Raw genomic sequence first — 11793 nt, 5'->3', positions numbered from 1 at the left:
TATCAGTTGTTGGGAATGAAAATTGGAAAAGGTTCTCGGATATGTATGGGAACAGTTGTGATAAAACCGTGGAAAATTAGAATAGGAAAGAATTCTATTATTAATGAGAAATGTCATTTGGATGCTCGTGGAGGTATTATAATTCATGATAATGTATCAATTAGTATATATTCTGTTATTATTACAGGTTCACATAATGCACAATCGAGATTATTTGATTTTTTTGAAAAACCTGTAATAATAGAGAATAATGTTTGGGTAGGTGCTCGTTCTGTTTTATTACCTGGGGCTTGTTTAAAGAAATCTTGTCTGATAGGTGCAAATAGTACTGTTATCAGAGGAGAATATCAAGAGGATGGATTTTATTCGGGTGTTCCTGCTAAATATATTAGACAAAGAGAACTTGAGGGGGCTTATGAACAGAATTGGAATCCTTGGTTTAGATAATGTGTAAACGATGCAAAAGAAAATACTGATAACATTCCTATTCAAAGAAGGAGCCGGCCCAATATTTACATTGGAAATGGCTCGTGGCTTGGCTAAGAATAATTGTGAAGTCCATGCGTTGCTCTCTTCAAAAATTGCCAATAGAAGAGATTGGGAAGATGACAACTCTTTCAAGACAGTTACTTTTATCAATACAGGAACTCGTGAAACAGCAATCAAGACAACGCTTGTATTCTTTCTGAAAGAAAAGAAAGTTTTGAAGAACCAGTTCAAGCATATTCATTTCGATTATGCAATTAGTACTTTTTATCATCCGTGGGCTTCAACGGTATTGAGATGTTTTGATGTCAGAAAGAAGATAATAATTTGTCATGACCCGATATACCATTCCGGTGTAGGACTGTTGGAAAGATGGATGACTACACGATATATCAAAACAGCAGATGATATTGTTGTATTGACCCGAAGTTTTATTCCGATTGTCGAAAAAAAATATGGTTATGATAAGAAACATATTCATTATATGCCTCATGGCAGGATGAGTTTGTATAAAAGAAAAAGTAGCAACAATATAGGATCTTCCAATAGTGTAAATTTTCTGTTTTTTGGTAGGATAGGCGAGTATAAGGGACTTCATGTATTGGCAAAAGCATATGACAGGCTCTGTCAATCTTATCCCAATGTAACATTGACTGTGGCTGGAAGCGGTAACTTTGATAAATATAAATCGGCTTTTGCCGATATTCCCAATGTCAGGATCGAGAACAGGTATATTGCAGATGATGAAATAGATGATTTCTTCAGTATACCGAACACGGTTGTCGTATTGCCGTATTTGGATGCAAGCCAATCGGGTGTAATACCGATAGCTTTGGAATATAATACCCCGATAATAGCAAGTGATACAGGTGGGCTTAGAGAGCAGTTGGATAATGGGGCAATCGGGCTTTTCTGTAAAGCAGGGGATGCGGATTCATTAATGGTACAGATGGAATATATAATGAATACTCCTGATCATTTCATTATAGAACGGGATAAAATGGAAAATTATCTTCAATGTTTAGAGTGGAATGTCGTAACAAAACAAATCATTCAAATATAGTATTGTAAAGTAATGGTAGTCGGATATATTCATTTGGACTATGGGGAATGGTTGTCTGGAAGTTATAATGTCCAAGAATTAGGGTTAGCGAAGGCGTTGGAGGACAAAGGGCACAAGACTGTTATTGTTTATTGGGTGTCACGTTCTGACAAACGGTGTAATACAGAGGTTAAAATAACAGATAGTATCAAAAAGGTATATTTACCTTATCTAATCAGACTGGTTCATCACATATGGCCGGATTTTTCATTGTTGATGCCTTTAGGTATTGATGTTTATCATCTTCAAAGTGATAATCTTCTTTGTGTACCTGAGGCTGTCAGATTTTGTTTGAAACATGGCTTAAAGCATTATTGTTATGTGGGTACTATACACAGTTCTTCTCCCAAAGCTGTTTCTAGATGTATAATGGACAAATTAAGCAGTAGAAACTTTGCTGCTTTCAGAAGAACAAAGGTTTTCTGTAAAACTCCTGCCGTTATGGATGAATTGAAGAGGAATGGTGTATCAAGTGCCGAATGGGTTCCTGTAGGATTGGATATGGATATAATTCCTTCGATTGCAAGTAATAAAGAGGATTTAAAAATTAGGTTGAATTTGCCGCTTGACAAGATTATAATCTTTTTAGTGTGTGCTTTAAGACCGGATAAACATCCGATGGATATTTTTTCATTGGCAGAGATGTTTGGAGAAGAATATCTTTTTGTTCATGTCGGTACACCTTGGATGCAGACCGAAGAATATATGGCAAAACTGAGTTCGGATGAGAAATACCGGAACATACAGTTCTTGGGAAAAATGGAGAATATCAAAGTGCATGAGTATTATGAGGTGGCGGATTATGTGATAAATTTCAATCCTAATGAGATATTCGGTATGTCAATACTTGAAGCTATGTACCACAATGCAACTGTTGTGGCGCGCCATGCTCCGGGACCGGATTGTATTATAGAAAACGGGAAGAGTGGTTTCTTATGTTCCTCGATAGAGGAAATGGCAGAAATAATAAGTTCGGGGAAAAAAGTGCAATATGCCAGGTCACGAGTCTTGAAGCATTTTACGTGGCATTCCACTGTAGATAAATTCTTGAATAGTATACGGTAAAATTCTTCCAATCATGCGTGTTTTTCATGTAATAACCCATTTTGATGTAGGTGGGGCTGAACGCGTTGCTGTAAATATAGCCAAGTCAAAGACACAGGGCATAGAGTATCATCTTGTTGAGGTGGTGCGTGGAGAAGGGGAATTCAGTGACGCATTTATAAAAGAATTAGGTGAATCTCATATCCATTATCATCGTTCATGTATTAAAAACAACAAGGTGGGTATTATTTGTTTCCCGTTTTTGTTTATATATTTGGCATTGAAATGGAAACCGGATGTGATACATACGCATACGGAAATTCCAGATCTCGGGATATATCTATGGCATAGAATGTTCAGGTGGTTATTTCCACATATTAAATATGTGCGGACTATTCATAATACGGAATTGTGGAATAGATGGCCCGGAATAGGTGATAGGGTGGAGAGGTTTTTTAAGCTGAAACATGCAAATATTGCTATTAGCGAATCAACACAAACCTGTTATAAGAATAATTATGAGGAATCTCCACCGATTATATTCAATGGTTTACAGAAGGTATTGCAAAAGCCATTTGAGAATATCGTCAAGAACAAGATAAACATATTGTTTGCTGGCAGACTTGAATATCAGAAGGGGATAGATCAGCTTATTGCCGTGATAACGGCTTTTGGAAACAATGCAAAATACCATTTCCATGTTGTAGGAAATGGGTCAATGAAAGAGAAGGTAAGTCAATCTTTGTCGGTTTTTGATAATGTCTCCTTGTATGACAAAATTTTCGGTCTAAATCATTATATAGGCTCGTTTGATTATTTGTTTATGCCGTCCAATCACGAGGGATTGGCCCTGATGCCTATTGAAGCAAGTCTGGCACATACGCCCTCTATAATTAACAAATGTCCGGGATTAAAAGACACATTGCCGGATTACTGGCCATTGAAAGTGGAAAACAACAATGTAGATGATTTTATCAAGTTGATATTGGCACTTGAGCACAATAATCATTATAAAAAATATGCGGATATGGCATATGCTTTTGCAAAAGAGAATTTTTCAATAGAAAAGATGCAGCATGATTATGAAAATATTTATATGCGTATAGTTTAGTTTAATATGAACCCAACAATCATTTTCATCCTCCATCTTCCTCCGCCCGTCCATGGGGCTTCTATGGTGGGCAAATACATCCATGACAGCAGTGTGATAAACGATGCGTTCGATTGTCATTATATCAATCTAACGACAGCTCGTGACCTTTCGGATATAGGTAGAATAGGATTGCGAAAACTGAGACAGTTTGTCGGATTGTTACAGCATATCCATAAGGAAGTCAAGAGATTGCGTCCAGAATTTGTATATGTCACGCCTAATGCTTGTGGCGGTGCATTCTACAAGGATTTTATTGTGGTGCAGATGCTGAAATGTATGGGATGTAAAGTTGTTGTGCATTATCATAATAAGGGAGTTGCAACTCGGCAGGACAGACGTTTTGATGATTTTCTGTACAGGCGTTTTTTCAATGGTTTGAAGGTCATATTGCTGGCGGAACCTTTGTATGATGATGTAGCCAAATATGTTAGTAGCGACGATGTATATATATGTCCCAATGGTATTCCTGATACATTGTATCTGAATGCTGTCGCTGATAAGAATAATGAAGTTCCGCGTCTGTTGTTCCTTTCCAATCTTTTGGAAAGCAAGGGTGTGCAGGTTCTCTTGGATGCTTTGAAAATATTGAGAGAAAAGGGATGTCGTTTCGTTTGTGATTTTGTCGGAGGAGAGACGGCAGAGATGGACACCCGATGTTTTTCTGATGAGATAGAGAGTCGTGGATTGAATGGTTTAGTGGTATATCATGGTCGTAAATATGGTAATGAAAAAGAAATATTCTGGCAGAAATCAGATCTGTTTGTCTTTCCTACATATTATTCCAATGAATGTTTCCCACTTGTTCTTTTGGAGGCGATGCAGCATAGTGTAGCCTGTATCAGTACATGTGAAGGCGGTATTCCGGATATCATAGAAGAGGGTAAGACCGGATTTGTTGTAGATAAACGGAATAGTGAACAACTGGCATATAAGATTGAACAACTGATAAATAATCCTCTGTTGATTGCGCAAGTTGGAGTTTCTGCGAGAAAAAGATTTGAGGAGCGGTTTACGCTAGAGATATTTGAGAATAGAATGAAAGATATATTTGAAAATTTACTGATGGTTTACAAATAAATCATACCAACATGTTACAACTAAAAAATCTTTCCATCATTGAAAGTCTCGATGCTTTGTCACACATCCCTCCCGGCAAAATTCTTATAAACACAATAAACGCACATTCCTATAACACGGCACAGAAAGACGTTCTTTTTGCCGAGGCGTTGCAGAATGGCGATTATCTTATTCCCGACGGTGCGAGCATAGTTAAAGCCTGCCGTTGGCTTAAGGCGAATTCGCGGCCGACGGAACGCGTTGCCGGTTGGGACCTGTTCGAGTATGAGATGAGGGCCCCCTCCGGCTCCCCCAAGGGGGAGGGAACCGTGTGTGAACCAAGGGGAACCACATGTGAATCTGGGATCGAGTCTGGAGGTTTGAAAAATGGAAGGCGTCGAGTTATGTTCATGGGATCTTCGGAAAAGGTTCTTTCGTTCATCCGCAAACGCATGTCCGAGGTATATCCCCAGTGGGAAGTCGTGACCTATTCGCCTCCCTACAAGCCTGAGTTCAGTGACGAGGATAACAAAGCCATCATCAGTGCCATCAATGATGCCGACCCCGATTTGCTTTGGATAGGGATGACGGCGCCGAAGCAGGAGAAGTGGGCATATGCCAATTGGGACAGGTTGAATATCCGCTGCCATGTGGGCACTATCGGTGCAGTATTCGATTTCTTTGCCGGCACGTACAAGCGTGCACCTTTGTGGTGGCAGGAGCATTCTTTGGAATGGCTGTATCGTCTGTTGAAAGAGCCGCGGCGGATGTGGCGACGGTATCTTATAGGCAATGCTCTGTTTCTTTGGAATATTATGAAGGAAGCAAGGGCTCATCCTGTATCTTCTCCAAGGTAATTATAACCTCCGTTCATGGAGAAGGCGGATTCTGTTTTTCAAGTTACCTTATCTTAATCTAATGGTTTGTCTGTACGACTATCAGACAGATATCATATCACGTCTTTTTGAATCATGGCGCACCCAACGCAGCGTGATGATGCAGATGCCTACGGGAACCGGCAAAACGCACGTGCTGGCGAGTGTGGTAAAAAGCCTCACCTACAATGAAGATAGGGGTGATGTGTCTTTATGTCATGAAACAGGAAGTGACCGGTCGGAATGTGATGGCGGTCAGATATGGATTGTGGCCCACCGTCGTGAACTTGTCGCACAGATAGAGGAAACGATGGAGCGGTATGGCATAGACGGTAATGCCGGCAAGGTCAGGGCTATGTCCATACAGTGGCTTGTGCGACATTGGGATGATGTCGGCGGAAAACCTTCGTTTGTCATCATCGACGAGGCTCACCATTCCATTGCCGTCAGCTATAAGGAACTGTGGAGCAAGTATCCTGAAGCCAAGTTTCTGGGACTGACGGCCACGCCGTGCAGGATGAACCATATCGGATTTACCGGTCTGTTTGACACACTGATATGTTCGTGGAGCATAGCTGAGTTTATTCGTAAGGGCCGTCTGTCTGCTTTCGATTATGTGTCCATCCGTCCCGACAGCCGGGCCCAGCGGCTGATTGATTCATTGGAGAAGCGCGGTGCTGACGGCGATTATCAGACAAAGGAGATGAATGCGACACTGAACAGACAGCAGAGTATCGGGCTGTTGTACGAAAGCGTCATGAAATATGCCGGCGGTATGAAAGGTATTGTCTATGCCATCAGTATAGACCATGCCCGCAGTATCGCCGTCTTTTATAATAATAAAGGTATAAGCAGCGTGGCCATCGACAGCAAGACACCGGCCGCCGTGCGCAAGCGTATGGTAGATGACTTTAAGGAAGGCAAGGTGAAGGTGCTTGTAAATGTGGATGTGTTCTCCGAAGGTTTCGACTGTCCGGACGTGGAGTTCGTACAGATGGCACGCCCTACGCTTTCGCTATCCAAGTATCTGCAGCAGGTGGGGCGCGGACTGAGAAAATCGGAGGGCAAGGTGTCGTGTGTGCTGATAGACAATGTCGGACTGTATCGTGTGTTCGGTCTTCCTACGGTTGAGTGGAATTGGGAGGATATGTTTCGTGGAGTCATTGCCGGAAAGAGCTGTCGTATGAGAAATTCGTTAACGGCCTTAGGCCTGGCCGGTTTGCAGACACAGAAGCAGGCTGTGCTGGATGAAATGGAACAGATTGTTTCTCACGATATGTTACTGGAGGCTTTGTGCAGGCGGCAGGACGAGTTTTCCCGAAAACCGGAAGTAAGGGTGTCTGAATTGAAAGCATGGCAGGACGTTGGAACCGGACTTTGGGGATTGAAACGCGGCAGAAAGAACTTGACGGAAGCCCGGTATGTCACAGTTTTCGACATCAGATATGATATGGCCGCAGTGAGGTTCTGTGATAAAAGTTGTGGTCTTGTCAATGACTCCGGTGAGATTCTTTGGCAAGAAAGACACTGCAGAACAATGAAGTTTCTGAAAAACAGGTTTCTGCTTGTCGCCACATCGGACAACAAAGAGTATTATATCGACCTGTTCAGTATGCAGACATACGACAGAATGCCGAAAATAAAACGGTATGGCAATATCGAGCTGTTGAGAACAGGAAACATATATTATAGCCGGACAAGAACAGTATATGTAAACAATCAGAACGTTGATGAGTATTTTATTGTGTGGCACAGGTTCTATTTGTCAATTTTTGATTATCAAGTCACTATTCCCGTATTCGGCAACAATGACAATCCTTCCGGCAACCGGTGGCGTTACGCATGTCTGATAGAAGGTGACAATGACAGTTTTTATTGGTTGTATCAATGTTTGGCTGATGGAAGTATAATCGTAGAAGACACGAAAGGAAAGTTCTATCATGTGGAGGAGGGGAGAGGTAAAACGTATATCGGTGACAGGGAATCCGGGCGGGATGATGATTTATGCCGGAAAGAAATAAAGCGTCTGGCAGAATCGGCAAACAGCGGAAAACCAATCATTGAAGCGGATAAAGAAAAAAACAGGCGGGTTGTCTTGAACGATACGGATAATGCCATACCCTTTAAATCCGGTTTGAAGTGGGGACTGAAAGTGGGAGAACGCATTACAGTTCCGCCTATCTACCGTAGCGTGAAGCCACCGGTGGGAAGATATTGTGCCGTGGAGAAGAATTACAGTCAATGGGGTGTCATTACCATAGACGGTACGGTGATTGTAGAGCCGAGATATTCGGATGTTTCCATCGAAAACAACGGAAAGGCATTGCTTACGTCTGTTACAGGAAAGACGTTCCATGTGGAGTTGTGACAAAGTGATATAGAGTATTATCCGAATCAAAAGAATCGCCCGAAGGTTATTGTATCCGACCTTCGGGCGATTCTTTTGATTTTGACAGCTTTCTTATATCTAAGTTGGTCAACAAAATTAATTTAGATGATTTGCAGAATTATTTTTGTTGACTAACTTATATCTTATTTTTTTATATTACCTTTGTCGCTAAATAAAACAAAGTTTAATAATATTACGTATCGGTATAACGGGTTCCGGTGCCCTTACTTTTAAATGAAAAAGGTTAAAACGATATGAAAAAGAAAATCCAGTTCAGTCTCGTTTATCGGGACATGTGGCAGTCTTCAGGTAAGTTCCAGCCACGTAAAGATCAGTTGGAGCGCATCGCTCCCGTAATAATAGACATGGGGTGTTTTGCCCGTGTTGAAACAAACGGTGGAGCCTTCGAACAAGTCAATTTGCTGGCCGGTGAGAATCCGAATGAAGCTGTGAGAGCATTCTGCCGTCCGTTCAATGAGGCCGGCATCAAGACCCACATGCTCGACCGCGGTCTCAATGCCTTGCGCATGTACCCGGTGCCCGACGATGTCCGCCGTCTGATGTATAAGGTGAAGCATGCACAGGGAACTGACATCACACGTATATTCTGCGGTCTCAACGATGTTCGTAACATCATCCCCAGTATCAAGTGGGCTCTTGAGGCCGGCATGACCCCGCAGGCCACGCTCTGCATCACCACTTCGCCCGTACACACGGTGGAGTATTACGCCGACATTGCCGACAAACTTATATCAGCCGGAGCACAGGAAATATGCTTGAAGGATATGGCCGGAATAGGTCAGCCTGCTATGCTCGGAGCCCTGACCAAGGCTATCAAGACCAAGCATCCCGACATCATCATACAGTATCACGGCCATTCCGGCCCCGGCCTGTCAATGGCCAGTATCCTCGAAGTGTGCAACAACGGTGCCGACATTATCGATACAGCCATCGAGCCGCTGTCGTGGGGCAAGGTGCATCCGGATATCATTTCCGTACAGAGCATGCTGAAGAACGAGGGCTTCGACGTGCCCGATATAAACATGAACGCATATATGCAGGCCCGCACGCTGACACAGGAGTTCATCGATGATTGGCTGGGGTACTTCATCAATCCCGCCAACAAGCATATGTCGTCACTATTGCTCGGTTGTGGACTGCCAGGCGGTATGATGGGCTCGATGATGGCCGACCTTGGCGGCATACGCAACGTAATCAACGGAATACTGAAGGGCAAGGGCGAGCCCGAGCTGACCATGGACGACATGCTGGTAAAACTGTTTCAGGAAGTGGAATATGTATGGCCGCGTGTAGGATATCCGCCACTTGTCACGCCGTTCTCTCAGTATGTCAAGAACATCGCGCTGATGAATCTGCTCACTATGACACAGGGCAAGGGCCGATTTGTAATGATGGACGACTCTATGTGGGGTATGATTCTTGGCAAGAGCGGTACCGTGCCTGGTGAGATAGACCCGCTGTTCCGTGAGCTGGCTGCCAAGCAGAAACGTGAGTTTACCGATGCCGACCCGCACACGCTCATACCCGATGCGCTTGATACGTTCCGCAAGGAGATGACCGACAACGGATGGGATTGCGGACAGGACGATGAAGAACTGTTTGAACTGGCCATGCACCCGGAGCAATATCGCAACTACAAGAGCGGACAGGCCAAGAAGAACTTCCTGGTCGACCTGCAGAAGGCGAAGGATGCCCGATTGGGTTCGCAGCTTACCCCCGAGCAGCTCGCAGCGTTCAAGCATGCCAAGGCCGATGCCCTTACAGCGCCTTTGGCGGGACAGGTGTTCTATACGTTCGCAGGCAATTGCGAATGCACTCCTTGTCTTGAGCCGTTTGTCGGTCAGGAATATAAGGAGGGCGACATCTTCTGTTATATTCAGGCAAAGTGGGGCGAGATAGTTCCCATTCCCGCTGCGTTGGGTGGTAAGCTAGTCGAGGTGAGTGCCAAGCAGGGCGCCAAGGTGCGTCGTGGCGACAATCTCGGGTGGATTGAGCGCAAGGCGGAGGCCTGAATGTTTTGAAGCATAGAGGTTGATTTCATCCCGCGTTTTCTTTCCATGGCAGAGTTTGAGACAAGTTTCACTCTGCCCATATGGCTAAACGAAAATGTTGGTATATATCATTTTGAAACCGATAAAGGTGTGATTACTTCCGGTATCAGACAAGTGTATTGCGGGTATTCATACCTTTCTAACTTATCAGGAAGTAAAGCAAGTAGGTGTGATTACTCCCGGTATCAGACAAGTGTATTGGGGATTCACACCTTATTTAATATTAGTGAATATTAGTTAGTCAACCGAATAAAACTAAATTATCGTCCGGACATAGGATGAACACGCCATGAATGAACCTGCCCTGTAATGGACGCGCCCTGAAAGGGCAAGGAGCACATAGCCCGGGGCAGAGCGAAGCGGCACCCCGGGAATCAAACATCGACAATTCCCGCGCCCTGCAAGGGCAAAAGCATAAAAACGTATGGAAGGTAAGAATTGTAAGTATTTGATAGTTAATGCTTTTGCCCTTGCAGGGCGAATGTGTGCAATCGTGCTGTTCCCGGGGTGCCGCTTCGCTCTGCCCCGGGCTATGTGCTCCTTGCCCTTTCAGGGCGCGTTCATTTCAGGGCGTGTTCATTCATGGTGCGTTCATTCATGGTGCGTTCATTCATGGTGCGTTCATTCATGGTGCGTTCATTCATGGTGCGTTCATTCATGGTGCGTTCATTTCATGGCGTGTCCATTGCATGGCGCGTTCATACAGGGCGCGTTCATACAGGGCGCATTCATACAGGGCGCATTCATACAGGGCACATTTATTCAGGGCACGTTCATCATATGTCCGGACGATAATTTAGTTTTATTCGGTTGTCTAACTTGGATAATCAGTAATACTATATATTATTTTTTTTATGGACTATCAAAAAATCATAGACAAGTATTATCCCGGTGACAGTTTGCTGCGTGATATTCTCATGCGCCACAGCCGTGATGTGGCCGACCGTGCCTTGTCAATAGCCGACCGCCATCCTGAGTTCGGTCTCGACCGCGCTTTTCTGGAAGAGGCGGCAATGTTGCACGACATAGGCGTGTTTCGCACCGACGCTCCAGGTATAGAATGTTTCGGTGACGAGCCGTATATATGTCATGGTATTATCGGTGCGGAGATTATGCGTGGCGAGGGATATGCCCGTCATGCCCGTGTGTGTGAGCGTCATACCGGTACGGGCATCACCCGCGAGGCCATCGTGGAACGTGGCCTGCCTTTGCCTCACCGCGATTTTCTGCCCGAAACGTTGGAGGAGCAGGTCGTATGCTATGCCGACAAGTTCTTTTCAAAATCGCATCTTGAGCGTGTGCGAACGGTAGAACAGGCTGCCGAAAGTCTTGAAAAGTTTGGGCAGGAGGGTGTATCCCGTTTTATGAAGTGGGCCGGTATGTTCGAGTGAATGACGCTCTGGCGCATCTGAATACGGCTGTATCTGTGTCGTCAAGTTGGTATAGTGGTTTTGAACTGTCAGTACAACGGCCTTGAACTGCCGGTACAACAGCTTTGAACTGCCGGTACAACGGCCTTGAACTGTCAGTACAACAGCCTTGGACTCATTCGTTGTTTCTTTTGCCATGGCAGGCTTTGGACAAGTTCACTTTGCTCATTTGGCTTGACGAAAACG

Annotated in this window: 9 protein-coding genes; all 9 read left to right on the top strand. The window is 44.1% G+C overall.

What is annotated here, in order from left to right; all coding sequences use genetic code 11:
• Positions 1-45 precede the first annotated feature (45 nt).
• The 9 genes from HPS55_RS03305 to HPS55_RS03265 all read left to right on the top strand — a co-directional run bounded on the left by HPS55_RS03305 (position 46) and on the right by HPS55_RS03265 (position 11568).
• Entirely contained in the window at positions 46-447 is a 402-nt protein-coding gene (locus tag HPS55_RS03305; RefSeq protein WP_253947647.1) for an acyltransferase, read from the top strand.
• A 10-nt stretch (positions 448-457) separates the two neighbouring features.
• Positions 458-1549, top strand: a complete 1092-nt coding sequence (locus HPS55_RS03300; RefSeq protein ID WP_172175974.1) for a glycosyltransferase family 4 protein — start codon at positions 458-460, stop codon at positions 1547-1549.
• 12 nt (positions 1550-1561) lie between these two features.
• Complete coding sequence (locus HPS55_RS03295) at positions 1562-2653, top strand: glycosyltransferase family 4 protein (protein WP_172175972.1); 1092 nt, start codon at positions 1562-1564, stop codon at positions 2651-2653.
• 13 nt (positions 2654-2666) lie between these two features.
• Complete coding sequence (locus HPS55_RS03290; protein WP_172175970.1) at positions 2667-3743, top strand: glycosyltransferase; 1077 nt, start codon at positions 2667-2669, stop codon at positions 3741-3743.
• A 6-nt stretch (positions 3744-3749) separates the two neighbouring features.
• Entirely contained in the window at positions 3750-4862 is a 1113-nt protein-coding gene (locus tag HPS55_RS03285) for a glycosyltransferase family 4 protein (protein WP_172175968.1), read from the top strand.
• An 11-nt stretch (positions 4863-4873) separates the two neighbouring features.
• Positions 4874-5698 (top strand): WecB/TagA/CpsF family glycosyltransferase, encoded by an 825-nt coding sequence (locus tag HPS55_RS03280; RefSeq protein WP_172175966.1) that lies wholly within the window; start codon positions 4874-4876, stop codon positions 5696-5698.
• A gap of 61 nt (positions 5699-5759) precedes the next feature.
• Positions 5760-8084, top strand: a complete 2325-nt coding sequence (locus HPS55_RS03275; protein WP_172175964.1) for a DEAD/DEAH box helicase — start codon at positions 5760-5762, stop codon at positions 8082-8084.
• A 275-nt stretch (positions 8085-8359) separates the two neighbouring features.
• Entirely contained in the window at positions 8360-10138 is a 1779-nt protein-coding gene (locus tag HPS55_RS03270; protein ID WP_172175962.1) for an oxaloacetate decarboxylase, read from the top strand.
• Positions 10139-11031: 893 nt separating this feature from the next.
• The gene (locus HPS55_RS03265; RefSeq protein WP_172175960.1) at positions 11032-11568 is read left to right on the top strand and encodes an HD domain-containing protein; all 537 of its coding nucleotides are present in this window, start codon (positions 11032-11034) and stop codon (positions 11566-11568) included.
• The last annotated feature ends 225 nt before the right edge of the window (positions 11569-11793 follow it).

This window comes from Xylanibacter rodentium (assembly GCF_013166575.1).
GTDB classification, from domain to species: Bacteria; Bacteroidota; Bacteroidia; order Bacteroidales; family Bacteroidaceae; genus Prevotella; species Prevotella rodentium.
This window is presented reverse-complemented; position numbering and strand designations above follow the sequence as displayed.

What these genes read in the sequence shown, in the direction of transcription:
- HPS55_RS03285 (WP_172175968.1), top strand. Translation starts at nt 3,750, where the DNA reads ATGAACCCAACAATCATTTTCATCCTCCATCTTCCTCCGCCCGTCCAT.
- HPS55_RS03265 (WP_172175960.1), top strand. Translation starts at nt 11,032, where the DNA reads ATGGACTATCAAAAAATCATAGACAAGTATTATCCCGGTGACAGTTTG.
- HPS55_RS03270 (WP_172175962.1), top strand. Translation starts at nt 8,360, where the DNA reads ATGAAAAAGAAAATCCAGTTCAGTCTCGTTTATCGGGACATGTGGCAG.
- HPS55_RS03290 (WP_172175970.1), top strand. Translation starts at nt 2,667, where the DNA reads ATGCGTGTTTTTCATGTAATAACCCATTTTGATGTAGGTGGGGCTGAA.
- HPS55_RS03280 (WP_172175966.1), top strand. Translation starts at nt 4,874, where the DNA reads ATGTTACAACTAAAAAATCTTTCCATCATTGAAAGTCTCGATGCTTTG.
- HPS55_RS03275 (WP_172175964.1), top strand. Translation starts at nt 5,760, where the DNA reads ATGGTTTGTCTGTACGACTATCAGACAGATATCATATCACGTCTTTTT.
- HPS55_RS03305 (WP_253947647.1), top strand. Translation starts at nt 46, where the DNA reads ATGGGAACAGTTGTGATAAAACCGTGGAAAATTAGAATAGGAAAGAAT.
- HPS55_RS03295 (WP_172175972.1), top strand. Translation starts at nt 1,562, where the DNA reads ATGGTAGTCGGATATATTCATTTGGACTATGGGGAATGGTTGTCTGGA.
- HPS55_RS03300 (WP_172175974.1), top strand. Translation starts at nt 458, where the DNA reads ATGCAAAAGAAAATACTGATAACATTCCTATTCAAAGAAGGAGCCGGC.